The organism is Pseudomonas sp. EL_65y_Pfl2_R96 (assembly GCF_963970905.1).
GTDB lineage: Bacteria > Pseudomonadota > Gammaproteobacteria > Pseudomonadales > Pseudomonadaceae > Aquipseudomonas.
Genome location: NZ_CAXAQH010000022.1, coordinates 87,928 through 114,054 on the forward strand (window position 1 = coordinate 87,928; position 26,127 = coordinate 114,054).

Below are 26,127 nucleotides of genomic sequence, written 5' to 3' on the forward strand. Positions count from 1 at the left end.
CATGAACGCCCTCCTGCCGCCCGAGCCGGGCATCCGTGTCAGCCTCGCCGAGCTGATCGAGATGCGCCATCGCGTGCGCGAAGTCCAGCTGTTTTCCACGCCGAGCCAGCGCAGCCCGCTGATCGGCCTGCACCACTCAAAACTGCGCGGGCGCGGTGTGGACTTCGATCAGGTGCGGGTCTATCAGGCCGGCGATGACGTGCGCAGCATTGACTGGCGTGTCACCGCCCGGACCCAGGAACCGCACACCAAGCTGTTCCATGAAGAACGCGAGCGACCGATCTTCATCATGGTCGAACAGAGCTGCCGGCTGTTTTTTGGCTCCGGGCTGATGTTCAAGTCGGTGCTCGCCGCCCAGGCGGCGAGCCTGATTGGCTGGGCCGCGTTGGGCCATAACGACCGGGTCGGTGGGCTGGTGTTCGGCGACGACGAGCACTACGAGATCAAACCGCGACGCAGCAAACAGAGCCTGCTGCAATTGCTCAACCGGCTGGTGCGGGTCAATCAGTCGCTGCACACCGAACGCGAGCCGGACCGCGACGCCTTCGGCATTGCCTTGCGCCGCGCCCGGGAAGTATTGCGCCCCGGCAGCCTGGTGATCGTGATCTGCGACGAACGCGCGTTGTCGGACGGTGCCGAGCAGCAACTGAGCCTGTTGTCGCGCCATTGCGACCTGCTGCTGCTGCCCGTGTCCGATCCGCTGGATCACGCCCTGCCCGCCGCGGGGCTTTTACGCTTCGCGGAACGGGGTGCGCAGCTGGAACTCGACACGCTGAATTTCGACTTGCGCCAGGCCTATCGCGCACAAGCGGAAGCGCGCATCGACCGCTGGGAGCTGCTGGCGCAAAAGCTGCGGGTGTTGCTGATGCCGTTGAGCACCCAAAGCGAAATGGTCGAGCAATTGCGCGAATACCTGAACCCACAACGTCCGGGGAAAGGTCGATGAGCAGCCTCGATCAACTGCAACCGCTGATTTCCCCGCCACCGATCGGCTTCTGGCCACCGGCGCCGGGCTGGTGGCTGCTGCTGTTATTGCTGCCATTGATCGGTTTCGGCCTGTGGCAGTTGCGCCGTTTCATCCCGAACAAGCGCCCTGTCGTGCGCGCCGAACAACCGCTGGACCCGGTGCGTCTCGCCGCCCTGGCCGAGCTCGCCCGGATGCCCAAGCCCTACGACGGCGCCCCGGCCGGTGCCTGGCTGCAGCAACTCAACGGCTTGCTCAAACGCCTGTGCCGCAACCATTACCCCTACAGCCAGAGCCATACTCTTAACGGGCGCAAATGGCTGGCGTTCCTCGACAACCGCTGCCCGGCCGCCGGCCTCACGCGCTGGATGGTGCTGGTGGAAGGCGCCTACAAACCCGAATGCAAACTCGACGACAAAGCCATCGCCGGCCTGACTCAAGCCGTCGACACCTGGATTCGCAAACATGTTTGAGTTCGCCTGGCCGTGGATCTTTGCCCTGCTGCCGCTGCCCTGGCTGATGCGGGTGCTGCTGCCGGTGGCCGACAGTGGCGAGCCGGCGCTCAAGGTCAGCTTCCTCAGCGACCTCGAAGGCCTCGCTCGCCGCCGCGCCCGGGCCAACCTGCCGGCCTGGCGCCAGCAAGCCCCGTTCATTTTGCTGTGGCTGTTGCTGCTGATCGCCGCGGCGCGCCCGCAATGGCTCGGCGACCCTCTACCGATTGCCGCCAGTGGCCGCGACCTGCTGGTGGCGGTGGACGTGTCCGGCTCGATGGATTTTCCCGACATGCAGTGGCAGGACGAAGACGTCAGCCGACTGTCATTGGTGCAGCATTTGCTCGGTGATTTTCTCGAAAGTCGCGACGGCGATCGCGTCGGGTTGATCCTGTTCGGCAGTCAGGCCTATCTGCAAGCGCCGCTGACCTTCGACCGACACACCGTGCGGGTGTGGCTCGACGAAGCGCGGATCGGCATCGCCGGCAAGAACACCGCCATCGGCGACGCCATCGGCCTGGCCCTCAAACGCCTGCGCCAGCGCCCGGCACAAAGCCGCGTGCTGATTCTGGTCACCGACGGCGCCAACAACGGCGGCGAAATCGATCCGCTGACCGCCGCACGCCTGGCGGCTAATGAAGGCGTGAAAATCTACCCGATCGGTATCGGTGCCGATCCGGAACAAAGCGGCACCCTGGGCTTCCTGGGCACCAACCCGAGCCTGGACCTCGACGAACCCGCCTTGAAAGCCATCGCCGAAGCCACCGGTGGCCAGTATTTCCGCGCCCACGACGGCCAGGAATTGCAGGCGATCAAGCGCACCCTCGACAAACTGGAACCGGTGACCCAGCAACCCACTCAGGCCCGCCCGGCCCAGGCGTTGTATCACTGGCCGTTGGCGATGGCGCTGCTGTTGAGCATGCTGCTGGTGATCCGCGAGCGCTGGCCGGATAACCCGTTGCAACGGCTGTTTACCAAGGAGCTGTTTACAAAAGAGCGGTTTCTGCAAAAGCAACTGCCCGACTGGCGTCAGCGGCTCAAACGCCTGCGTCTGCGGAGGCGTCGATGATTGCCCTCTGGCCGCACTGGTTCCGCCCCTGGTGGCTGCTGTTGTTGCCGTTGCTGGGCTGGTTGCTCTGGCAACTCTGGCACCGGCAGAAACGCGCCGGCCGCTGGCAAATGATTCTGCCACCGGCCTTCCATGCCGCGTTGCTCAGTGGTGGCAGCGGTCGCGAAAGCAAACTGCCGTGGGTTGCCCTGGGCCTGGCCTGGGTGCTGACCGTGCTGGCTCTGCTCGGGCCAGGTTGGCAGCGAGTGGAACAAACCAGCCAGAAACCCGCCGACCCGCTGGTGGTATTGCTCGAGCTGACCCCGGAAATGCTCGCCACCGACGTTGCGCCGAACCGGCTGGAACAGGCCCGGCGCAAACTGTTCGACCTGCTGCAAAACCGCAGCGATGCGCAGACCGCCATCGTCGTCTACGCCGGCAGCGCTCACACCTTGGTGCCGCTGTCGGATGACCTGTCGACCAGCCGCAATCTGCTGGATGCGCTCAAGCCGTCGCTGATGCCTCAGGCCGGTCATCGTGCCGATCTGGCGGTGACCAAGGCCCTGGCGCTGCTGGATCAGGGCGCCCTCGGCCAGGGCCGGGTCCTGCTGATCGGTTCGTCGCTGACGGAACAGGAGCGTCAAGGGATTCGTCAGGCGCTGGACGACAAGTCCACGCAATTTCTGATGCTCGGTATCGGCACCGCCGAAGGCGCGCCGGTCGCGCAGGACGACGGCAGTTTCCTCAAGGATGACCAGGGCGCGATTCTGGTGCCCCGTCTGGACGGCCCCAGCCTGAAAGCCTTTGCCAATGGCGTGGGCGGACGTTATCGCCAGGCGCGCCTGGACGATGCCGACCTGCGCGGCCTCGGTCTGCTCGACGGCCCTCGGGATCTGCGTAACGACGGCCAGACGTTGCGTCTCGACACCTGGGCCGATCAGGGGTATTGGCTGCTGTTGCCGCTGTTATTGCTGACCGCCTGCGCCGGACGCCGCGGTTGGCTGTTCTGCCTGCCGCTGCTGTTCCTGCTGCCACAACCCAGTTACGCCTTCGATTTCGAAGACTTGTGGTTGCGACCCGATCAGCAGGGCCTGCATTTGCTCAAACAAAAACGCCCGGCCGAGGCCGCACTGCATTTCGAAGATCCGCAATGGCAGGGTGTGGCGCTCTATGAGGCCGGCGATTTCAGTGGCGCCGCCCAGCGGTTTGCCGAAGGCAACGATGCGCACGCCCACTACAATCGTGGCAATGCCCTGGCCAAAAGTGGTGAACTGGAAGCAGCGCTGGATGCTTACGAACAAGCACTGGAACTTCAAGCGGATATGCGCCCGGCCCTGACCAACAAGGCACTGGTGGAAAGCCTGCTCAAGCAGAAAACCTCAGCGCCGCCTGTCGAGCCGGAAAAAACCGCCGATGGCAAAACTGAAACCATCACCCAGGAACCACCGCCGGGCAGCGCCACCCAACCCAGCAATGGCGAGCCGAAAGCCGACGCCGAGCAAACCACCCCGGACGCCGAGAAGCCGACCACGACGCCACCGCAACCGGGCGCCAATGAAGTCCCGGGCAGCGAGCTGGAGGATGAACAAAGCACCAGGCCACCACGGCGACCGGCCAGCGACAGGCTCGAAGGCGAACAGCGCCAGGCGCTGGAGCAATGGCTGCGCAAGATCCCGGATGACCCCGGAGAACTGCTCAGACGCAAATTCTGGTACGAACAGCAACAACATCAGGATCAGGGAAAAACTCGATGACCCGCTTCACCGCCTTCTTGCTCGCACTGCTGCCCGCCCTGTTGCTCTGCACCGTTCAGGCCCAGGCGGCGGGGCTGGTCGCCAGTGTCGATCGCAGTCGCCTGAACTCCGGGGAGACGGTCGAACTGACCCTGGAATCCAACGACGTGACCCAGTTTGGCAAACCCGACCTGGCGCCGCTGGAGCCGCTGTTCGAAGTACGCGGCACCCGCCAGGTCAACCAACTGAATACCCTCAACGGCAACACTCAGGCGACCACCCGCTGGATCATCACCCTGCTGCCCCGGCAGAACGGCAGCGTGGTGATTCCGTCGCTGCAACTGGGCGACGCCCAGAGCCAGCCGATTACCGTGCAGGTGATCGAGAGTGAAACCCAGAACATCCGCAACACCCTGGCATCGGTGTTCATCGAAGCCAGCCTCGACCAGAGCAGTGTCTATGTGCAGGCTCAGGCGATCCTGACCTTGCGCATTTACCATTCAGTCGCCCTGTATGACGACAGCAGCCTGACCCCGTTGCAGATTCCCGATGCGCGCATCGAACAGCTGGGCGAGCCGCGCACCTACGAGAAAGCCATCAACGGTTTGCGCCATGGCGTGATCGAAATGCGCTACGCGATCTACCCGCAGCACAGCGGCGTATTGACCATTCCGGCGCAGATGTTCAGTGCCACGCCGGTCGATACCCAGCCGTCCCAGGACGCAACACCCCAAGGGCCGAAACCGGGCAAGCTGATGCGCGTCAGCTCCGCCGAGATCCCGCTGACGGTCAAGGCCAAACCCGCTACTTACCCAGCCGATGTTCCCTGGCTGCCGGCCCGCAGCCTGAGCCTCGGCGAAAGCTGGAGCCCGGAACCGGATCATGCGCAGGTCGGCGATTCGCTGACCCGCAGCCTGACCTTGAACGCCGAAGGCCTCGCCAGTTCCCAACTGCCACCGTTGCCCGCCACCGAAATCAACGGCCTGCGGCGCTACCCGGATCAACCGGTGCTGAGCAACCAGAGCGGCGAACGCGGCTTGATCGGCAGTCGCGAGGACCGCGAAGCCCTGGTGCCGACCCGCACCGGCGCCATTGATTTGCCGAGCGTTGAAGTGGTCTGGTGGAACACCTTCGAGGATCACCTGGAGCACAGCAGCCTGCCGGCCCGCACGCTGCAAGTGGCGAGCAACCCGAGCCTGATCGTCGACACCCCGGCGGGAGGCCCGCAGGTGATGCCCGGCGCCACCAGCGAAGCCCTGTGGTGGAAGCTCAGCACCGTGATCCTGGCCTGCACCACCCTGCTGGGCTTCGGCCTCTGGTGGCGCGCCCGCTCGCAACCGGCGATCCTGCGGGCGGCGCAGACCGGCCCGAGCCCACGCACCCTGCTCGACGACCTCAAACGCGCCTGCCAGGCCAACGACCCCCACGCCACCCGGCAGGCCCTCGACGCCTGGGCCCGGCAACAGCCGGAAACCCTGGCCGACATGGCCGCGCGCTTCGTGCCGCTGTCCGATGCCCTCGATGGCCTGAATGGCGCGCTCTACAGCGAAACCGGCCAGTACTGGCAAGGCGAGGATCTCTGGCGCGCGATTCGTGCAATCCCGACGGCCGAAGGGGTTCAAGACCTGGTTGGCGATACTGGGTTGCCACCGCTCTATCCCAAATAAATCAAAAGATCGCAGCCTTCTACATTCCCGACCTTTTGCCAGTAAACTCTCCCCTCTTTAGCCGCCATCATTTTCCTCGCGGCCATCACCTTATTTTGTTGCGGAGTACGCCTTGCGTCTGTTTCACACCTCCGACTGGCACCTTGGGCAGAACCTCCACGGCCAGGAGCGCGATTTCGAGCACGCCTGCTTTCTCGACTGGCTGCTGCGGCAACTGAAGCTGGATCAGCCCGATGTGCTGCTGATCGCCGGCGATATCTTCGACACGGTCAACCCGCCGGTCAAAGCCCAGGAACGCCTCTACGACTTCATCGTCAGCGCCCACGAACAGCAGCCTTTGCTGACCATCGTGATGATCGCCGGCAACCACGACTCCGGCTCACGAATCGAACTGCCCGCGCCGTTGATGCGGCGCTTGCGCACCCACGCCCTCGGTCGCGTGCTGTGGCTCGATGACGGTCAACTGGATGCCGAACGCCTGTTGCTGCCGTTGCCTGATGCCAGCGGCGAAATCGTTGCCTGGTGCCTGGCCCTGCCGTTCCTGCGCCCCGCCGAAGTGACCGGCGCGCATTTGGGCGATAACTACTTGCGCGGCATCGGTCAGGTTCACGAATGGCTGATCGAAGCGGCCAACGCCAAGCGCAAACCGGGCCAGGCGTTGGTCGCCATCAGCCACGCGCACATGGCCGGCGGCTCGGTGTCGGAAGACTCAGAGCGCAGCCTGATCATCGGTAATGCCGAAGCCCTGCCCGCCGGCCTGTTCGGACCGAGTATCAGCTACGTAGCCCTGGGGCATTTGCACAAACCGCAGAAGGTCAACGGCGAAGAACGCATCCGCTACAGCGGCTCGCCGATTCCGTTGTCATTCTCCGAGATCAATTACCAGCATCAGATCCTCGACATTCAACTCGATGGCGAAACATTGGTCAGCGTCGAACCACGTCTGATTCCGCGTTCCGTCCATTTGCAACGCCTCGGCCCCGCGCCATTGGCGGAGGTCCTGCTGCAACTGGCCGACCTGCCCGACATCGACCTGCTGGCCGATATCCAGCGCCAGCCGTGGCTGGAAGTGCGGGTGCGTCTCGACGAACCGCAGCCGGACCTGCGCCACCAAGTGGAAACGGCCCTGCAGGGCAAGGCCGTGCGGCTGGTGCGGATTGCCGCCGAATACGCCGGCAACGGCAGCCGTGAGGGCGTCGATGACGGCGCCACTTTGATCGAACTGGATCAGCTCACGCCCCAGGAACTGTTCAGTCGTGCCTGGCAGGACAGCTACGGCAGCGAGGTCGACGAGCAAACGCTCAAGGACTTCGCCGAGCTGTTGCAGGACGTGCAGATGGAGAGCGAGCAGCCATGAAAATCCTCGCGATCCGCCTGAAAAACCTCGCCTCCCTGGCCGGGCCGTTTGAGATCGACTTCACCGCCGAGCCCTTGGCCAGTGCAGGCTTGTTTGCGATTACCGGGCCCACTGGCGCCGGTAAAAGCACCCTGCTCGACGCGCTGTGCCTGGCGCTGTTTGGCGCCGTGCCGCGCCTGAACAACACCGGTCGCGATGCCAAGGTCCCCGACGCCGATGGCGAAATCGGCACCGGCGACCCGCGCACCTTGCTGCGTCGTGGCACCGGTGAAGGCTATGCCGAAGTGGATTTCGTCGGCATCGACGGTCGCCGCTATCGCGCTCGCTGGGAGGCCAATCGCGCTCGGGAAAAGGCCGGCGGCAAACTGCAAGCCAGTCGTCAGAGCCTGCGCGACATCGATCAGGATCAACTGCTGGCCAGCCAGAAAGGCGAATACAAAGCTCAGCTCGAAGCCGCGCTGGGCCTGAACTTCGAACAGTTCACCCGCGCCGTGTTGCTGGCCCAGAGTGAGTTCAGCGCCTTCCTCAAGGCGGACGACAACGACCGCAGCGAGCTGCTGGAAAAGCTCACCGACACGGCGCTGTACACCCGCCTCGGTCGCCGCGCCTTCGACAAGACCAAAGAAGCTCGCGAAGCCCATAAGCTGTTGCAGGATCAGGCCACCGGGGTCACGCCGCTTTCCCCCGAAGCTCGGGCCGAGCTTGATGAGCGTTTCAACGATGCCCAGCAGCAACTCAAGGTCCAGCAGGCACAGCTCAAACAGCTGGAGTTGCAACACACCTGGCTCAAGGAACTGAGCCGGTTGCAGGACGTGCAACAGAGCGCCACCGAGCAACTGCACTGCGCCCAACAAGATTGGAACAATCTGGCCGGCGAGCGCTTGAAGCTGACCCGCCTGGAACAATTGGCCCCACAACGGCATCAATTCGCACGCAGGACCGAACTCACCGCCCAGCTCACACCGCTGGCGGCGCAGATTCAGCAGCACACGCAACAGCAAACCGGGCTGACCGAACGACAGACTCAACTCGAACAGAGCCTGAGCACCGCCCAAACGGCGCTGACCCAAGCGCAAAGCCAACACACCGCCAGCGCGCCACTGCTGCGTCAGGCCTTCGAAGAGCAAAGCACCCTCGCCCGTCTGGTCAAGGATGCCACCCTCAGCGCCGACCTCAAGCAGCAGGCGGAACAGGCCTGCACTCAGGGTCAGGGCACGATTCAGGGTTTGCTCGACCAGCAGAAACAGGTCGCCGAACGGTTGCAGCGGATTGCCGGGGAGCTTGAGCAAAGTGCTCATCTGGCGCCGCTGAGCGATGCCTGGAGCGCCTACCGCGATCGTCTGCAACAACTGATGCTGATCGGCAATCGCCTGAACAAGGGTCAGGCCGAACTGGCCGCTCTGGAGCAAAGCGCCGCCCGCGCTGCCGAGGAACTGGCCACACAACGCCAGAGCTTAGAGGTGCTGTACAAAGAGGCCGGCGCCGAGCCCGAGGCAGTGGCCGAGCAGATTCAGATTCTCGGCAGTTTGCTTCAGGACAACCGCAAGCAATTGCGGGCTTTTGAAGAGCTGACGCGACTGTGGGCCAGCCAGCAGGAACTGGACAAGCGTGGCGCCGAGCTGCAACAGCGGCAACAGGTAGCGCTGCAAGAACGAGATCGCTTAACCCGCGAAGGTGGCGAAGCAAAGGCTGAATTGGCAGTTGCCGAACAGACCCTGACCGTCACCCGCGAACTGCTGGAGCGTCAGCGACTTGCGCGCAGCGAAAGCGTTGAACAATTGCGCGAACAACTGCAGGACGATCAGCCCTGCCCTGTATGTGGCAGTGCCGAGCACCCTTACCACCAGCCAGAAGCACTACTGCAAAGCTTGGGTCGTCACGATGAAAACGAGCAGGCGAACGCCAAAAAAGCCGTCGATCTACTCAATGAAAAAGTCATCGATCTGCGAGCACAATACAGCGGAATAATCGCTCAACTGAAAGAGCTTAAACAGCAGCAAGAACAGCTCGCGACTCAGCAACAAGGCCTGACACCGAGCCTCGAAGCACACCCGCTGTCCGCTCAACTGCTGGCCCAGGACGCAAGCAAACGCGATGCCTGGCTGACCCAACAAAGCAGTCAGTTGAACCAGAGCATCACGCAAGACGAACACCGGCAAACCGCCCTGCTCACCCTGCAACAGGATGCCGCGCGCCTGGCGCAGCAACTGCGCAGCGCCGAAGCCGCGAACCAACAGGCGACACAACACCTGCTCAACCAGCAACGCGAGTTGAGCAGCGATTGCCAACGCCTGGACGAAGAACTGACGGCGTTCAGCACCCTGCTGCCAGCCGAGACGCTCGAAGCGTTGCGCAACGAACCCGCCGCGACCTTCATGCAGCTCGACCGGCAGATCGCCCAGCGCCTGGAACAACTCGACCAGCAGCGCGATGAACTCGGTGAACAGCAACAACGCCAGCAGACGCTGGACAAAGAACAGTACCAACAGCAGACCCGCACCCAGCAACTGGACACCGCACAACAGCAGTTCACCGCGCTGGCCGGACAGCAACAGGCTTGCCAGGAAAAACTGACTCAGCTGCTGGGCGAACACGCCAGCGCCGAACAGTGGCAGCAGCAACTGGATCAGGCCGTCGAGCAGGCGCGTAGTGCCGAAGCGACGGCCAACCAGGAACTGCAAACCGTGCGCACGGGGTTGGTGCAGCTGGCCGCCGAGCTCAAGGCACAGCAGGAACGTGCGCAGGCCCTGGAAACCGAAGACCGCGAGTTGAGCGGCAAGATCGCCGACTGGCGCGCGCAGCATCCAGAGCTGGACGACGGCGGACTGGAAGATCTATTGAGCGTCGATGATCAACAGGTCAGCGAACTACGCCAGCAGTTGCAGCAAAGCGAGAAAGCCATCGAGCAAGCCAAGGTGCTGTTGCAGGAGCGGGACCAGCGCTTGCTCGATCATCAGGCGCAGCACAACGGCAATCTGCACGCCGAACAACTGGCCACGGCGCTTGCCGAGCTGCAAAGCCTGTTCGCCGCCAGCGAACACCGCTGCGCCGAATTGCGCGCCGAACAAGCCGAGGATCAGCGTCGGCAGAACGCCAATCAGGCGTTGGCGCAGCAGATCGCCAATGCCTACGCCGAGTACCAGCGCTGGGCACGTTTGAATGCGCTGATCGGTTCGGCCACCGGCGACACCTTCCGCAAAATCGCCCAGGCCTACAACCTCGACCTGCTGGTGCATCACGCCAACGTTCAGTTGCGGCAACTGGTGCGGCGCTATCGCCTGAAACGTGGCGGTAGCATGCTCGGATTATTGGTGATGGACACCGAGATGGGCGACGAACTGCGCTCGGTGCATTCGCTGTCCGGCGGCGAAACGTTCCTGGTGTCACTAGCCCTGGCGCTCGGGTTGGCGTCGATGGCGTCGAGCACGCTGAAAATCGAATCGCTGTTCATCGACGAAGGCTTCGGCAGCCTCGATCCGGAATCCCTGCAATTGGCCATGGACGCCCTCGACGGCTTGCAGGCGCAAGGGCGCAAGGTCGCGGTGATTTCCCATGTGCAGGAAATGCATGAACGGATTCCGGTGCAGATTCAGGTCCACCGCCAAGGCAACGGCCTGAGTACGCTGGAGGTGAAATGAATACGCTGTATTCGTTCCGCCGTTGCCCTTATGCCATGCGCGCACGCATGGCCCTGCGCTATTCAGGGGTTGAGGTGAATATCGTCGAGGTCAGCCTCAAGGCCAAACCTGCCGAAATGCTCGCGCTGTCGAGCAAAGGCACAGTGCCGGTGTTGAGTGTGGATGGGCGGGTGATCGATGAGAGCCTGGAAATCATGCGCTGGGCGCTGGCGCAGAACGATCCGCAGGACTGGTTGCTCAAGGATGATCCGCAAGGACAGCAACGCAGCGCCGCACTGATCGAAGAGAACGATCAAGTGTTCAAGGTGCACCTGAATCGCTACAAGTACGCCGAACGCTATCCCGAGCAGCCGATGGCGTTTTATCGCGCCGAGGGCGAGGTGTTCTTGCGCAAACTGGATGAATTGCTGGAGGGACGCGACTACCTGCTGGCCGGGCACCCCAGCCTGGCGGATATCGCGGTGATGCCATTCGTGCGGCAATTCGCCCATGTGGATCGCGAGTGGTTTGGGCAGACGCCTTATGTGCGATTGCAGGCGTGGTTGCAGCGGTTTCTGGAGTCAGAGTTGTTTACCGGCGTGATGGCAAAACAAAAGTAAGAGCATTCCATTGTGGCGAGGGGGCTTGCCCCCTCACCACAATTGACCTCATATGCTGGGGATTCAGGCCAATACCGAGCACATCCCCAACGCCGAGCAATCCACCTGGAATGGCCCGAAGAATTCGCTATTGGATTTGCTCGGCGGATTACCCGCCAGCAGCTCCAGGGCCTTGGCAGTCTGGATGTTGTGGGCGATGTTGTGGTTGCATTCGATGGCGCGTGCCACCGACCCCGCCGAGCCCTGCCCGATCCCCAACAACGAAGCGCCATTGGTCATGAACGCCAGGAAGGCGATGACCCAGAGTCCGCGTCCTTTCATGCCCCTGCCACTCCCGCCACGTCGGCGTCATCAACCACCGCGTTTTGAGCGCGGTGTTCGAACTGGATACCGGGATAAGCGACCTGAATCGGTGCTTGAAGGCTGTGTTGCAATTGGGTGGAAAGGCTGACGAGCAACACCATGGCCAAGTAAAGACCAATGGCCAGGTACGCGCCGTGTTTGGCAGAAGTGAGAATTGCGCTGGCCATGGTGTTCTCCGTGGGCATGTTTCAGTGCCCACAGAATCGATCAAAAAACAGAAGATAACTAGCGACCTTTATGCATAGTAGCTATCAGTTTTATTGATCATGAACCCAGCGTGTTTCAGTCCTCGATAAAGCTCATCAAGCGCTCGCGGGCCGCCTCAGGCTCGTTGGAAACGGGCTCGGCAGCCGACAGAATCGGGGTGGAATAGAGAAACAGGAGAACCACTGCCAGACGCATCGCCATGCTGTCGATCCTTATTGGGGAAGGAGTCAAAAAATCAGCGTCAAATTTAAACTCATGGCCATGTGATATCAAGCAATACATTGATAGCAATATGATGCTGTCGTAAACACGTTATGCAGGAGCGACATCACTTCGGGGCTTTTCGACGCCTTACAGGTCGATCGGCAAGTGACTTCGCTCCTGCATAAAAGGTGCAGGGCTGACATTTCAGTGTTGGGTTTTGTGATCCAGCGCGGCGTAGAAGTTGGCGCTCTGTTGCAGGTATTTCTGGGTGTAGCTTTGGGTGTGGGATTTTTTGTCGCTGATTTCAACGTTGGCACTGGCGGGCAGCGCAACGGTCGCGGAGATAGCGGAAGCGGCGATGACAGAGAAGAGATTGAAGTTCATGGCGGTATTCCTCGATTCAGTTGGTTTGCTTGCCCGGTTGGGCCGTGAAGCAAACTTAACTCCCGAGGGTCGGCGCCTTGAAATGCTTTGTAGCATTAGCCGATATCAGTCTCATTAATAGAAGGTTGCAGGCCCCATCAACCGGGGCCTGCGGCCTATTGGCGCAGCAGAAACTTGAGATCGCTGGGGGCATCCATCGGCAGTTTCTGCACGGTTTTGCCCAACAGACCGGTCTTGGCATCGCGCTCGACGACGACAATCTGGTTGCTCTTCTGGTTGGCAATCAGCACGAACTTGCCACTGGGGTCGAGGCTGAACTCGCGCGGGTGATCACCGTCCACCGAGCGGCGTTGAAGCTCCTTGAGGTGGCCGGTGGCCGGGTCGATGGCGAACACCAGCAACTGATTGGCGGTGCCACGGTTGCTGACGTACAGGAACTTGCCATCGACCGAGGCGTGAAGCGCAGCCGCAGCCTTGCCCGATGTCGGCAGACCCGCCGCCAGATCGACCAACTGCGTTTGCTCGAGTTTGCCGTCCTTATAGTCGAACACCGCCACCTGCGCACTCATTTCCATGGTCAGCCAGGCGTGTTTGCCATCGGCGCTGAACAGCAAGTGTCGCGGCCCGCTGCCGGGTGGCAACTGGACGGATGCAGGTTTGGCGGCGGTCAGCGGCAGCTCCGGATTGGCCTTGGGGTCGAAGCGATAGACGAAGATCTTGTCCGCCCCCAGGTCATTGGAAAACACGTAGTGGCCATCCGGCGAAGAAACCACCGAATGCACGTGCGCCGACATCTGCCGCTCGGGGTTGACCCGGCTGGACGGGTGACTGCTCATCTGCACCACCGGTTTGAGCGTGCCATCGGCGCCCACCGGTAACACCGCCAGGGTGCCACCCGGGTCTTCAGCCACCGAGTAGTTGCTGACAAACAAATGGCTGGCATCACCACTGACGCTCGAATGCGTCGGCTCGTTGCCCAGGGTTTGCACCTGATTGATCAGGCTCAGCTCATGGGTCTTGGGGTCGATCGCATAGCTGCTGACACGCCCTACCGGATCGGCCTGACCGGGGCCGTTTTCGTTGACCGCGAACAGGCGCTGTTGATCCTTGGACACGGTCAGCCAGGATGGGTTGGCGCTCTTCACCACTTGCAGGGGTTTGGCGTCGATCTGCCCGGTGCGGCTGTCGAAGTTCAGGCGATAAATCCCCTGGCTCTGGCCGGCGGTGTACGACCCCACCAGCAACTCGTAGCTGTCGACCGGCGCTGCTTGCACGCCCATCGCGCCAACGCTGCCGGCGATCAACAGTGGCCAGAAGTTACGCATCCTCATTCGCTTCGTCCTCGTCGTCGTCACCACCGCCGAACGCTTCCATGGGCACCAGCCGGTGCTCGCCGGAATCACCGGTGATGATCCAGCTCTTCAAGCCAGGATCGAAAGTCGCCGCCGCGATCTGCGCCACGCTGAACTCCCAGCGCTTGAGCGCCCGACCGTCCATGCATTCGATGTGCAGGTTATCGTCTTCATCGAGGGAAAATTCGAAGGCGTGCAGCCCGTCGATCTCCAACATGTCGCAGTGTTCAAGGGCTTCGATCAAGGTGTTGGTTACGGCAGTCATGGCAGTCAATCTTTGAATGGGAAAGCCGCAATGATAGCTCATGCACTAAAGGATCGTTCCACTGGTCCCTGTGGGAGCGGGCTTGCCCGCGATGGCGGCAGTACAGCCAACATCGCAGTGACTGCCAGATCGCTATCGCGGGCAAGCCCGCTCCCACAGGGTTTACGCTCACCGTTAGAGAGCATCGCGGGACGGCTTGCCATCGACCAGGCGCTGGATGCGCAGCGGATTGCCATTCTTCAACGCTTCCGGCAGCAGGCTGTCGGGGTAATTCTGGAAGCACACCGGGCGCAGGAAACGGTCGATGGCCAGGGTGCCCACCGAGGTGCCGCGCGCATCGGAAGTCGCGGGGTACGGCCCGCCATGCACCATCGAATCGCAAACTTCCACACCGGTCGGATAGCCGTTGAGCAGGATCCGTCCGACCTTCTGTTCCAGCAATGCCGTCAGCTCACCAAAGCGTTCGAAGTCCGCCGGCTCACCGATAACGGTTGCCGTCAGCTGTCCGTGCAGGCCATTCAACGCGGCACTGAGTTGCGCCTGATCCGCCACTTCGACGAACACCGTGGTCGGGCCGAATACTTCCTCTTGCAGCACTTCATCGCCATCGAGCAACAGGCTCACTTCCGCCTTGAACAGTTGCGGCTGGGCTTGACTGCCTTGTTGTGGGCCGCCGGCCAAGTGCTCGATGTTCGGATGTGCAAGAAGCTTCTGCAGGCCTTTGCCATAGCTGCTCAATGTGCCGGCGTTGAGCATGGTTTGCGCCGGCTGATCGCCGATCAGCCCGGCCACCTGTTGCACGAACGCGCTGAACTGCGGCGAACGAATGCCGATCACCAACCCTGGATTAGTACAGAACTGACCACACCCCTGGACCACCGAAGCCGTGAGGTCACGGGCGACGCTTTCAGCACGAGTTTCCAGCGCCTGCGGCAACACGATCACCGGGTTGATGCTCGACATCTCGGCGAACACCGGAATCGGCTGCGCACGTGCCGCAGCCATGTCGCACAGCGCCCGGCCCCCCTTCAGCGAACCGGTAAAACCGACGGCTTGAATCACCGGGTGCTTGACCAGCGCTTCACCCACCCCGCCGCCGAAGATCATGTTGAACACACCGGCCGGCATGGCGGTTTTCTCGGCGGCGCGGATCACGGCGTCAGCCACCCATTCAGCAGTTGCCATGTGGCCACTGTGAGCCTTGAACACCACCGGGCAGCCGGCGGCCAAGGCTGAAGCGGTGTCACCCCCAGCCGTGGAAAACGCCAACGGAAAGTTACTCGCACCAAACACCGCAACCGGCCCCAGGCCAATGCGGTACTGACGCAGGTCCGGACGCGGCAATGGCTTGCGCTCAGGCAGCGCCCGATCGATCCGCGCCCCATAGAAATCACCGCGCCGCAGCACCTTGGCGAACAAACGCATCTGGCCGCTGGTGCGACCACGCTCACCTTGAATCCGTGCCGCCGGCAACGCCGTTTCGCGGCAGACCACCGCCACGAACTCATCGCCCAGGGCGTCCAGCTCATCGGCAATCGCATCCAGAAACTGCGCGCGGCGCTCAGCGCTCAGGCTGCGATAGGCCGGGTACGCAGCAGCGGCAGCCTTCGCGGCGGCGTCGACCTCATCAAGGGTGGCCTGATAAAAATCGTGGGGCAAAGCCTCGCCAGTGCTGGCGTCGACGCTCTGGAGTTTGACGGTGCCGGTAGCGCTGCGCTGACCGCCAATGTAGTTGTGACCAAGAATCCGGGTCATGGGTGTCTCCTTAAAGTGTGCCAACGGTGCCGGGCTCGAACGCCGCTTCAACGGGCGCAATGCCGTTGATCAACGGCGCGCCGAACTCGGCCTGGCTGATCTCGAACACATCACCCGGTTGGGTGCGAATGCCGTCGGCGAAGGACAGGGTCGCGGTGCCGAAGAAGTGAATGTGCACGTCGCCGGGGCGCAGGAACTGGCTGTACTTGAAATGGTGATACTCAAGGTTTGCCAGGCTGTGACACATGTTCGCTTCGCCGCTGAGGAACTCGTTCTGCCACAGCACCTCGCCGGCGCGCAGGATGCGGCTGGTGCCTGCCAGATGCCGAGGCAATTCACCGACCCGAAGTTCCGGGCCATAGCTGCAACTGCGCAGTTTCGAATGGGCCAGGTAAAGGTAATTCTTGCGCTCCATCACGTGATCGGAAAACTCGTTGCCCACGGCGAAACCGAGGCGATACGGTTTGCCGTCGTGGCCGATGACATAGAGGCCGCTGAGTTCAGGTTCTTCACCAGCGTCTTCAGCGAACGGCGGCAGCGGGAACGGTTTACCCGGTCGCACGACGATGCTGCCATCGCCCTTGTAGAACCACTCCGGTTGCACACCGGCCTGCCCTGCCGCCGGTTTGCCGCCCTCCACGCCCCACTTGAAGATGCGCATGGTGTCGGTCATGGCGGCTTCGTCGCCGACCTGTTGATGCATTTTGTCCCGGGCCGAAGCGCTGCCCAGATGAGTCAGACCGGTGCCGCTGACCAGCATGTGCGCCGGGTCCGGGTGATCCAGCGGCGGCAGGATTTGCAGATTGGCCAGCAGCGCTGAATAGTCGTGACTGATGCCCAGGCCCAGGGTTTTAACCTGTTGCCCAAGATTGACACCCGCCTCGATCGCCGCCAGCGCCAGATCCCGCACCGAGCGCGCACTCTGCACTTCGCGGACCAGGCCGTCCTCGACCACACCGACGCGGCGTTCGCCGTTACTCAATTCGAACTGAACTAAACGCATGATTTTCTCCAGTTAACGCAAAACTTCAAAACAACGCAGGACCCTGTGGGAGCGGGCTTGCCCGCGATGACGGCGGCACATTCACCATTGATGTGCCAGGCAGATTGCAATCGCGGGCAAGTCGAATCGTCGCACCGCCGCTCCCACAGGGTCGGTGGTGAGCGCTTATTTCGTGTCAGGTGCGGGTGGCCCCACGCGCACTGGCCGCAAATTCATCGGCCGGCAGCACATGCTTACGCTCCAGCAGCCGATAAACCACGCCGGTCAAGACCAGGCCGAACACCATCACGCAGGACAGGAAGTACAACCCCGAAGCCAGATCGCCGGTGTATTCCTTCAGCGCACCGATCACGAACGGGCCGATGTAGCCGCCGAGGTTGCCCACCGAGTTGATCAACGCGATCCCCGCCGCCGCACTGGCGCCGGCGAAGAAGCGCCCCGGCAAGGTCCAGAACACCGCCGTGCAGGAAAACAGCGCGAACGCCACCAGGCACAGCGCCGCCAATTGCAGCACCGGCACCGACAGCCAGGCGCTGAGAAACAGACCGATAGCGCCCAACACATACAACACCGCCAGATGGCCGTAGCGATCATTCAAACGATCGGAACTGCGCGGAATGATCAGCAAACCGATGATCCCGAAGATGTAAGGCACCGACGACACGAACCCGGTCACCAGGTCCGTACCACCGAACTGCTTGATCAACGTCGGCAACCACAGACCCAGGCCGTAGATGCTCAGGGTCACCGGCAGATAGAACAGTGCCAGCAGCAACACCCGTTTGTCCTTCAGCGCATGCAGCGGATTGCCGTGACGGGTCTGACCGTATTCCTCCAGGTCCTTTTTCAGCTCGCCGGTGAGCCAGTCCTTCTCCGTCTGGTCCATCCATTTCACCTGTTGCGGGCCGTCCGGCAAGTAACGCAGCACCGGCCAGGTCAGCAAGATCGCTGGCGTACCGATGACGATGAACAGCCACTGCCAACCGTGCAGCCCAAGCATGCCGTCCATGCCGAGCAAGCCGCCGGACACCGGGCCGGTGATCATCATCGCGATAGGCTGGGAAAGGATGAACAGCCCGAGAATCTTGCCGCGATGACGAATCGGGAACCATTGAGTGATGTAGTACAGAACGCCCGGAAAGAACCCGGCTTCGGCCGCGCCGAGCAGAAAGCGCATCACATAGAAGCTGTTCGGTCCCTGGACGAACGCCATGCCGATGGTGATGGCGCCCCAGGTGAGCATGATCCGCGCGAACCAGCGCCTAGCGCCGAAGCGGTCGAGCATCAGGTTGCTGGGGATTTCCAGCAGGAAGTAGCCAATGAAGAACAGCCCGGCACCGAGCCCATAAGCCGCGTCGCCCAGGCCGATGTCAGCGCCCATGTGCAGCTTGGCGAACCCTACGGCGGAGCGATCCACATAGGCGATCAGGTACAGCAGGATCAGGAAGGGAATCAGTTTCAGCGTGATGCGACGGATAAGCCGCAGTTCCTGGCTCATGAGTTCGGTCTCCGATTGTTGTTGTTATAGAACCTCGGGGGACGCCTCTCACGGAATACCACCAGGGCCATCCCTCCGTTGAAATCAACTATATAGTAATACTATTTAACCAACAACACTTCCAAACACCCGGAATAGCGCTTATGTTACGCCATAGCTAGAACAATATAGTCATACAATAAGAGAGCCGATCATGTCTGATAAGAAACCCACCCTGCGCTCCGCCCAATGGTTTGGCACTGCCGACAAGAACGGCTTCATGTACCGCAGCTGGATGAAGAATCAGGGCATCGCCGACCACCAGTTCCACGGCAAGCCGATCATCGGCATCTGCAACACCTGGTCGGAACTGACCCCGTGCAACGCGCATTTCCGCCAGATTGCGGAGCACGTCAAACGCGGAGTGATCGAAGCGGGCGGCTTCCCGGTGGAATTCCCGGTGTTCTCCAACGGCGAATCGAACCTGCGCCCCACCGCCATGCTCACCCGCAACCTGGCGAGCATGGACGTCGAGGAAGCCATTCGCGGTAACCCGATCGATGGCGTGGTGCTGCTCACCGGCTGCGACAAAACCACCCCGGCGCTGCTGATGGGCGCGGCCAGCTGCGACGTGCCGGCGATCGTCGTCACCGGTGGGCCGATGCTCAACGGCAAACACAAGGGCCAGGACATCGGCTCGGGCACGGTGGTCTGGCAGCTCAGCGAACAGGTCAAGGCCGGCACCATCACCCTCGATGATTTCCTTGCGGCCGAAGGCGGAATGTCGCGCTCGGCCGGCACCTGCAACACCATGGGCACGGCCTCGACCATGGCCTGCATGGCCGAAGCACTCGGCACTTCCCTGCCCCACAACGCGGCGATTCCGGCGGTCGATGCGCGCCGTTATGTACTCGCTCACATGTCCGGCATGCGCGCGGTGGAGATGGTTCGCGAAGATTTGAAACTGTCGAAAATCCTCACCAAGGAAGCCTTCGAAAACGCCATCCGGGTGAACGCTGCCATCGGCGGTTCGACCAACGCGGTGATCCACCTGAAAGCCATCGCCGGGCGCATCGGTGTCGAGCTGGACCTGGATGACTGGACCCGCATCGGTCGTGGCATGCCGACCATCGTCGATCTGCAACCGTCCGGGCGCTTCCTGATGGAAGAGTTCTACTACGCCGGCGGCTTGCCCGCGGTGCTGCGTCGCCTCGGCGAAGCCAACCTGATTCCGAACCCGAACGCCCTCACCGTCAACGGCAAAACCATCAGCGAGAACACCAGGGACGCGCCGATTTACGGCCAGGACGAAGTAATCCGCACCCTCGACAACCCGATCCGCGCCGACGGCGGCATCTGTGTGTTGCGCGGCAACCTGGCGCCACTGGGTGCGGTGCTCAAGCCCTCCGCCGCGAGTGCCGAATTGATGCAACACCGTGGCCGTGCAGTGGTGTTCGAGAACTTCGACATGTACAAGGCGCGGATCAACGATCCGGAGCTGGACGTGGATGCCAACTCGATTCTGGTGATGAAGAACTGCGGCCCCAAGGGTTATCCGGGCATGGCCGAAGTCGGCAACATGGGGTTGCCGGCCAAGCTGCTGGCCCAGGGCGTGTCCGATATGGTGCGGATCTCCGATGCACGTATGAGCGGCACCGCCTACGGCACGGTGGTCTTGCATGTGGCACCGGAAGCCGCCGCCGGCGGGCCTTTGGCGGCGGTGAAGGAAGGTGACTGGATCGAACTCGACTGTGCCAGCGGCCGTCTGCACCTGGACATCCCCGATGCCGAACTCGCGGCGCGCATGGCCGACCTGCAACCGCCGCAACAGTTGCTGGTGGGCGGCTATCGCCAGCTGTACATCGACCATGTGTTGCAGGCGGATCAGGGCTGCGACTTCGACTTCCTCGTGGGGTGCCGAGGATCCGAAGTACCGCGTCACTCTCACTAATCACCACAACCCCTGTGGGAGCGGGCTTGCCCGCGATAGCGGTGGATCAGTCGCCATCAATGTTAAACGTGATGGCCCCATAGCGGGCAAGCCCGCTCCCACATATTGATCTTCATCTGACTCAGGACCGTGCTTGCTCTGGCGACCGTCCTCGCCGCGCCTGCTATCATGCGCAGCACCTCCATCGCACAGGATCGCGCCGTTCCCCATGGATTACCGCAAACCCTCCGACCGCAAAAGCATGCACTCGCGCATCGTCCAGGAACTGGGCATGCAGATCGTCTCGGGACGTTTCAAGCCGGATGACAAACTGCCCGCCGAAGCCCTGTTGTGCGAGGAATACGCGGTCAGCCGGCCAGTCCTGCGCGAAGCCACCCGAGTGCTGGTCGCCAAGGGCCTGGTGTATTCCCGTCCGCGGGTCGGCACGGTGGTCAAGCAGCGTAAGGAATGGCACATGCTTGACCCGGACGTGCTGCACTGGCTGATGCAAAGCAGCCCGCAAAATGAATTCTTTGATCTGTTGACCAGCGTGCGCAGCATCATCGAACCGGCCGTCGCCGCGTTGGCCGCGCAGTTCGCCACCGAGGAAGACATCGCCTCCATCGGTGAAGCCTACCAACGCATGGAAGCGGCGCCGACACCCGAAGCCTTGCTGCAACCAGACCTGGATTTCCACAGCCGAATCGCCGACGCGACCCACAACGACTTGCTGGCAAACCTGTGCAACATGTTGTCGGTGGCGATTGCCGAAGCCTTGAAGCACTCCAACCAACGGCCGAATCTGCACGAACTGGCGTTGCCGCGGCACAAGGCGATCCTGACCGCCATCGAGAATCGTGATGCGCTGGGCGCGCGGCATGCGACGCTGGTGCAACTCGACGATGCGCGCAGTGCACTGAATGTGGTGCTCGGCACCGATCCCTCATAACCACCACTGAACCTTGTGGGAGCGGGCTTGCCCGCGATTACGGAGTGTCAGTCGATATAGATGCTGAATGATCCGCCGCAATCGCGGGCAAGCCCGCTCCCACAGGGACTGATGTGAAGTTTGAGATGAAAAAAAGCCGCAACCTTGGTTGCGGCTTTGTTGTTTCAGCGACCGGTCAGTGAGCGAACAGCGAGTTGCCCTTCTGCCCCGCCAGTTTCTCTGGTTTGATCAGGAACCGCGCCAGCGCTGGCAGCAGCCACAACGCGCCGAACATGTTCCAGAGCAGCATGAAGGTCAGCATCAGGCCCATGTCGGCCTGGAATTTGATGGCCGAGAAGATCCAGGTACACACGCCGATCGCCAGGCACAGACCGGTGAACAGCACGGCTTTACCGGTGGACTTCAGCGTCTGGTAGTACGCCTCTTGCAGCGGCAGGCCAGCACGCAGGAAGCTTTCCAGACGGCTGTAGATGTAGATCCCGTAGTCCACGCCAATCCCCACGCCCAGTGCCACCACCGGCAGGGTCGCGACTTTCACCCCGATGCCCATGAACGCCATCAACGCGTTGCCAAGGACCGAGGTCAGTACCAGCGGCAGCACGATGCACAAGGTCGCCGCCCAGGAACGGAAGGTGATCATGCACATGGTTGCGACACAGATGTACACCAGCACCAGAATGGTCAGCTCGGAGCGTTTGATCACCTCGTTGGTGGCCGCTTCGATCCCGGCGTTACCGGCGGCGAGGATGAATTCCAGGCCTTCCTTGTTGTTCTCCTTGGCGAAGTCCTGCACCGAATGCACAACGCGGTCCAGGGTTTCGGCCTTGTGGTCATTGAGGAACACCAGCACCGGCGCCAGGGAGCAATTGTTGTTGTACAAGCCATCGGCACGGGCGATGGAGTTGTTCAGCACGTCCGGGTTGCGCGACAGGGTTTCCCATTTCAGGTTGCCCTCGTTCATGCCCTTGATCATCTGCTTGGACACGGTCACCAGCGAGATCGCTGACTGCACGCCTTCGGTGTTCTGCATCTTCCACATCAGCTCGTCGATCGGTGCCATGGCCTCATAGCGCGAGCAACCTTCAGACTTGGTCTTGACCATCACCACCAGCACGTCGGAACTGGTGGAGTAGTTGTTGATGATGAAGCTGTTGTCCTTGTTGTAACGCGAGTCCGGACGCAGTTCCGGCGCGCCCTGGTCGAGGTCGCCGATTTTCAGGTTCTGGCTGTACCAGAGGCCTCCACCGAAGGCGATCAGCGCCAGGGCAATGGAGATCGGTGCGACTTTCGGGCTGGCAAAGTTCGACAGCAGGCGCCAGAACGGATGCTCGCGGTGCGCGTCTTTCTTGCTGCGCTCGACGGCGCGTTTGCTGATACCGACGTAGGAAATGGCTACCGGCAGCAGGATCAGGTTGGTGAACACGATCACCGCCACGCCGATCGACGCGCCGATGGCCAGTTCGCGAATCACCCCGATGTCGATGATCAGCAGCGTGATAAAGCCCACCGCATCCGCGAGGATCGCGATCATCCCCGGCAGGAACAGCTGGCGGAATGTGCGGCGTGCTGCCGTCAGCGCGTTTTCCGCCTCGCTGGACTGCAAGGCGATACCGTTGATTTTCTGCACGCCGTGGGAAATCCCGATGGCGAAAATCAGAAACGGCACCAGCATCGAGTACGGGTCGAGCCCGAAGCCGAAGAAGTGCATCAGGCCGAGCTGCCAGACCACCGCTACCAACGTCGTACTCAACACCGCCACGGTACTGCGCATGCAGTTGGTGAACCAGTACAGCAAAATCAGGGTAATGACGAAAGCGACGCCGAAGAACATCACCACCATGACCAGCCCATCGATCAGGTCGCCGACCTTCTTGGCGAACCCGACAATGTGGATCTTCACGTTGGGGTTCTGGGCTTCGAACTTGTTGCGAATCTTGTCTTCAAGTTCGTGAGAAAACTTGCGGTAATCCAGTGCCAGCAACTTGCCCTGGTCCTGCGGGTCCGGGTAGGACTCCAGCAGCGGGATGTCGACGATGCTCGACTTGAAGTCGTTGGCCACCAGCCGCCCGACTTGCCCGGACTTGAGCACGTTATTGCGCAGCAGGTCGAGGCTTTGCTGGGAGCCGCTATAGCTCTGGGGGATCACTTCACCACCGGCGAAGCCCTCCTCCGTCACCTCGGTCCAGCGCACGCTCGGACTCCACAGCGACTTGAGGCCGGAACGGTCGACGCCGGAGATGTAGAACACCTCGTCGTTGATCTGGCGCAGGGTCTCCATGTACTCCCTGGAGAAGATGTCACCATCAGTGGCTTCCACGGAAATCCGTACCGTATTGCCCAGGTTCGCCAGATCGTTGCGGTGCTCCATCATTTTTTCAATGAACGGATGCTCGAGCGGGATCATTTTTTCGAAACTGGTGGACGGCCGGATCAACGTCGCCTGCCAGAACAGGAAAACACTGACCAGCAGGCAGATGACGATCACCGCCGGGCGGTTGTTGAAGATCAGGCGTTCAAGAAACGTCGCCTTGTCCTGATGAGGAGTGCTTAAGGATGTCATAGACCCGCCTTCTTATTATTTGCCCGGCTCATTTGGACGACCCGTTTTTTCCATTCTCTGCGCCCGTTGGCGAAGTGACGCGAACGCCGCCCTGGCCTGCCAGAATCAGATTACCGTTGCCCGCCGCCGTGACCGCCGAGACGGAGATGCGATCCGGGCGGTTGAACACGCTGAAGGTTTCGCCGTCGTCGCTGCTGCGAATGATGCTGCCGCCGTTGCCGACAATCACGATGGAGCCGTCGTCGAGCAGCGTGGCGCCGGACAGGCCGAACTCCAGCGCGCCCCGTGCAGCCTTGAGCTCGACCTGCTCCCAGGTGCTGCCGAAATCCGTGGAGCGGTAGAGATTGCCCCGCAACCCGTAGGCCAGCAACGTGGCCGGTTGCGCGGTGCCGATCACGCCGAACAGCGAACCTTCGTACGGGCCTTCAAGCTTTTCCCAGGTCTGCCCTTCATCGCTGGAGCGGAACATGCTGCCCTGCTCGCCAACGATGAAAATGCCGGAATCCTTGACCGCCGCAATGGCGTTGAGGTGGTACTGGTCTTCGTTGTCGAGGCGGTCGCTGACGTCTTCCCAGTTTTTACCGCCGTCGGTGGTTTCCAGCAACGCACCGTAAGCGCCCACGGCAAAGCCGCTGTTGACGTCCTTGAACCAGACGTCGAGCAGCGGCGATTCGCGTTTCAGGTCTTCGAATTGTTTGGTCCAGGTGATGCCGCCATCTTCGCTGGCGAGGATCTGCGCGTCATGGCCGACGGCCCAGCCGTGTTTGTCATCGACAAAAAATACTGCCGTCAGCAGTTGCCGGGTCGGCACCTTGGCCTGGGTCCAGGTCGCGCCCTGGTCGTCGGAATACAGAATGTGCCCGCGATCGCCGACCACCACCAGGCGTTTGCCGGCGTGCACGACATCGAGCATCAGGCCTTTGCTGGCCTTGGCGGATTCAACGGAATAAACCACGTCGGAGGCTGGTGCGGCGGCGGCCAACACAGGCGCCGAAAGTACGGCACAGCTCAACAGCGAGAGCGCTGTAGCCAGCAACGCGAACCTGCGTAACGCCAGCGGGCGGCAAATACTCACACCCATGACAGGCTCACTCATAGACCTTCCCCCATTATTATTGTTAGGTCGTTCAACCTTTCAGGGCGCCGTAAGGGGTGCTCGCCGGGATTGCCCTATTCAGAAGCATAGTCCTGAAACCCGCAATCCAGAGCGCCCCTTCGGAAGCTGGCTTATCCTATCGGGGTTTGGAAAGGTCTGACAATCGACGCCACGTTATGTTTTGTTAACTGGAGGGGATATGGGTTGTGGGTGAATGAGGAGGTATTCGGAGGGGTGATTGGGGTTTGGGGTTTGGGGTTTGGGTGCATATCCGTTGCTGCGGTAACGGCGGCTGGCGGTTTCGCTCTTACAGCGAGTCACTTTGGAAAAGCCCCAAAGTAACCAAAGGGCTCTTGCCCCTTTCGTTCGGTGCCTCGCCCGGGCTCGGCATGCCCTCGCTCCGGTCCTGCTCCGTGGGCCCGCCGCCATCGGCCATCCATGGCCGGGGGCGGCTAACCCGGCATCCATGCCGGGTTGCCCACTGCGCAGAACCGGAACGAAGCCTCTCGAGGGGGCGGTGCGTCAAGATCAAAAGCTGCAGGCGAGCTAACGCTCGACCTGTTGAGTGGTGAAAAGCAGAGCGGATGTGCTCTGATTTTTTGTGGGAGCTGGCTTGTCGGGTCGCCGCATCGCTGCGATGGCGGCCTGTCAACCGACCAATCTTCCCCCGGATGTACCCAGTCCAACTGTGGGAGCGAGCCTGCTCGCGAAGCTGTTGATCTTGCTGTTGCTGTTGCTGTTGCTGTTGCTGTTGCTTTGGCTTTTGATCTTGATCTGTCTGCCCCTTTCCCAGAGGCCGAACGCAGGTATTGTGCAGGGGGCACCGCGGCAAGGATGCCGCGGTAGCCGCCCCCGGCCATGGATGGCCGATGGCGGCGGGCCCCCGGAGCAATGCCGGAGTGAGGGCATGCCGAGCCTGGGCGAGGCACCGAATGGTGGGGCAAGACCTTTTGGTTACTTTTGGGGCGTTCGGTACGTGTCAAGGTACCTGTCGCCTTGGTCCTCCAGTTGTTAGCCCGTTGCGTCCTTAATTTCAGGGCGCTCTGGGTTTAAATACACCGCATCTGCCAGCTTCCAGTTACGTG

At 61.7% G+C, this 26,127-nt stretch carries 21 protein-coding genes; 10 read left to right on the forward strand and 11 right to left on the reverse strand.

Annotation, left to right across the window (positions count from 1 at the left end; all coding sequences use genetic code 11):
* The first annotated feature begins 1 nt into the window (after nucleotide 1).
* The 8 genes from AACY49_RS20815 (at nucleotide 2) to AACY49_RS20850 (ending at nucleotide 11,497) form a co-directional block, all read left to right on the forward strand.
* Nucleotides 2-946 (forward strand): DUF58 domain-containing protein, encoded by a 945-nt coding sequence (locus AACY49_RS20815; protein WP_320390798.1) that lies wholly within the window; start codon nucleotides 2-4, stop codon nucleotides 944-946.
* Nucleotides 943-1,437 carry a DUF4381 domain-containing protein gene (locus AACY49_RS20820; RefSeq protein WP_038984065.1) on the forward strand — a complete coding sequence of 165 codons (495 nt, stop codon included), beginning with the start codon at nucleotides 943-945 and terminating at the stop codon, nucleotides 1,435-1,437. The genes AACY49_RS20815 and AACY49_RS20820 overlap by 4 nt, the downstream gene beginning before the upstream one ends.
* Nucleotides 1,430-2,524 (forward strand): vWA domain-containing protein, encoded by a 1,095-nt coding sequence (locus AACY49_RS20825; RefSeq protein WP_258696042.1) that lies wholly within the window; start codon nucleotides 1,430-1,432, stop codon nucleotides 2,522-2,524. The genes AACY49_RS20820 and AACY49_RS20825 overlap by 8 nt, the downstream gene beginning before the upstream one ends.
* On the forward strand, nucleotides 2,521-4,257 hold the full coding sequence (locus AACY49_RS20830) for a VWA domain-containing protein (RefSeq protein ID WP_339526116.1): 1,737 nt from the start codon (nucleotides 2,521-2,523) through the stop codon (nucleotides 4,255-4,257). The genes AACY49_RS20825 and AACY49_RS20830 overlap by 4 nt, the downstream gene beginning before the upstream one ends.
* Complete coding sequence (locus AACY49_RS20835; RefSeq protein ID WP_258696044.1) at nucleotides 4,254-5,903, forward strand: BatD family protein; 1,650 nt, start codon at nucleotides 4,254-4,256, stop codon at nucleotides 5,901-5,903. The genes AACY49_RS20830 and AACY49_RS20835 overlap by 4 nt, the downstream gene beginning before the upstream one ends.
* A 112-nt stretch (nucleotides 5,904-6,015) precedes the next feature.
* On the forward strand, nucleotides 6,016-7,260 hold the full coding sequence (locus AACY49_RS20840) for an exonuclease SbcCD subunit D C-terminal domain-containing protein (protein WP_339526118.1): 1,245 nt from the start codon (nucleotides 6,016-6,018) through the stop codon (nucleotides 7,258-7,260).
* Nucleotides 7,257-10,898 carry an AAA family ATPase gene (locus tag AACY49_RS20845; RefSeq protein WP_339526120.1) on the forward strand — a complete coding sequence of 1,214 codons (3,642 nt, stop codon included), beginning with the start codon at nucleotides 7,257-7,259 and terminating at the stop codon, nucleotides 10,896-10,898. The genes AACY49_RS20840 and AACY49_RS20845 overlap by 4 nt, the downstream gene beginning before the upstream one ends.
* Nucleotides 10,895-11,497: a glutathione S-transferase gene (locus AACY49_RS20850; RefSeq protein ID WP_258696047.1), complete on the forward strand. Its 603-nt coding sequence runs from the start codon at nucleotides 10,895-10,897 to the stop codon at nucleotides 11,495-11,497. The genes AACY49_RS20845 and AACY49_RS20850 overlap by 4 nt, the downstream gene beginning before the upstream one ends.
* A gap of 63 nt (nucleotides 11,498-11,560) precedes the next feature.
* Here AACY49_RS20850 and AACY49_RS20855 read toward each other — a convergent pair whose 3' ends face one another.
* From AACY49_RS20855 to AACY49_RS20895, 9 genes are all read right to left on the reverse strand, one after another.
* The gene (locus AACY49_RS20855) at nucleotides 11,561-11,818 is read right to left on the reverse strand and encodes a hypothetical protein (RefSeq protein WP_258696048.1); all 258 of its coding nucleotides are present in this window, start codon (nucleotides 11,816-11,818) and stop codon (nucleotides 11,561-11,563) included.
* Nucleotides 11,815-12,027 carry a hypothetical protein gene (locus tag AACY49_RS20860; protein WP_339526123.1) on the reverse strand — a complete coding sequence of 71 codons (213 nt, stop codon included), beginning with the start codon at nucleotides 12,025-12,027 and terminating at the stop codon, nucleotides 11,815-11,817. Before AACY49_RS20860 ends, AACY49_RS20855 begins: the two co-directional genes overlap by 4 nt.
* Before the next feature lie 115 nt (nucleotides 12,028-12,142).
* Nucleotides 12,143-12,268, reverse strand: coding sequence for a hypothetical protein (locus tag AACY49_RS20865; RefSeq protein ID WP_258696050.1), 126 nt, complete (start codon nucleotides 12,266-12,268; stop codon nucleotides 12,143-12,145).
* 207 nt (nucleotides 12,269-12,475) lie between these two features.
* Nucleotides 12,476-12,655 (reverse strand): hypothetical protein, encoded by a 180-nt coding sequence (locus AACY49_RS20870; protein WP_019650041.1) that lies wholly within the window; start codon nucleotides 12,653-12,655, stop codon nucleotides 12,476-12,478.
* A 155-nt stretch (nucleotides 12,656-12,810) separates the two neighbouring features.
* The gene (locus AACY49_RS20875) at nucleotides 12,811-13,980 is read right to left on the reverse strand and encodes a lactonase family protein (protein ID WP_339526141.1); all 1,170 of its coding nucleotides are present in this window, start codon (nucleotides 13,978-13,980) and stop codon (nucleotides 12,811-12,813) included.
* Nucleotides 13,973-14,272, reverse strand: coding sequence for a DUF5629 family protein (locus tag AACY49_RS20880; protein WP_339526128.1), 300 nt, complete (start codon nucleotides 14,270-14,272; stop codon nucleotides 13,973-13,975). Before AACY49_RS20880 ends, AACY49_RS20875 begins: the two co-directional genes overlap by 8 nt.
* Before the next feature lie 174 nt (nucleotides 14,273-14,446).
* Nucleotides 14,447-16,027: an aldehyde dehydrogenase (NADP(+)) gene (locus AACY49_RS20885; protein WP_339526130.1), complete on the reverse strand. Its 1,581-nt coding sequence runs from the start codon at nucleotides 16,025-16,027 to the stop codon at nucleotides 14,447-14,449.
* A 10-nt stretch (nucleotides 16,028-16,037) separates the two neighbouring features.
* Complete coding sequence (gene araD1 / locus AACY49_RS20890) at nucleotides 16,038-17,030, reverse strand: AraD1 family protein (RefSeq protein ID WP_339526132.1); 993 nt, start codon at nucleotides 17,028-17,030, stop codon at nucleotides 16,038-16,040.
* Nucleotides 17,031-17,205: 175 nt separating this feature from the next.
* Entirely contained in the window at nucleotides 17,206-18,528 is a 1,323-nt protein-coding gene (locus AACY49_RS20895; RefSeq protein ID WP_339526134.1) for an MFS transporter, read from the reverse strand.
* A gap of 193 nt (nucleotides 18,529-18,721) precedes the next feature.
* On the opposite strand from AACY49_RS20895, the gene AACY49_RS20900 reads away from it, so the two are divergent.
* Together AACY49_RS20900 and AACY49_RS20905 are read left to right on the forward strand one after the other, a co-directional pair.
* On the forward strand, nucleotides 18,722-20,458 hold the full coding sequence (locus AACY49_RS20900) for an IlvD/Edd family dehydratase (protein ID WP_339526136.1): 1,737 nt from the start codon (nucleotides 18,722-18,724) through the stop codon (nucleotides 20,456-20,458).
* Nucleotides 20,459-20,666: 208 nt separating this feature from the next.
* Nucleotides 20,667-21,386 carry a FadR/GntR family transcriptional regulator gene (locus AACY49_RS20905; protein WP_258696056.1) on the forward strand — a complete coding sequence of 240 codons (720 nt, stop codon included), beginning with the start codon at nucleotides 20,667-20,669 and terminating at the stop codon, nucleotides 21,384-21,386.
* Between the two features lie 175 nt (nucleotides 21,387-21,561).
* On the opposite strand, the gene AACY49_RS20910 is transcribed toward AACY49_RS20905, so the two are convergent.
* Both AACY49_RS20910 and AACY49_RS20915 read right to left on the reverse strand, forming a co-directional pair.
* Nucleotides 21,562-23,946, reverse strand: a complete 2,385-nt coding sequence (locus tag AACY49_RS20910; protein ID WP_320390811.1) for an efflux RND transporter permease subunit — start codon at nucleotides 23,944-23,946, stop codon at nucleotides 21,562-21,564.
* A gap of 28 nt (nucleotides 23,947-23,974) precedes the next feature.
* Nucleotides 23,975-25,042, reverse strand: a complete 1,068-nt coding sequence (locus AACY49_RS20915) for a WD40/YVTN/BNR-like repeat-containing protein (protein ID WP_258696058.1) — start codon at nucleotides 25,040-25,042, stop codon at nucleotides 23,975-23,977.
* Between the last annotated feature and the right edge of the window lie 1,085 nt (nucleotides 25,043-26,127).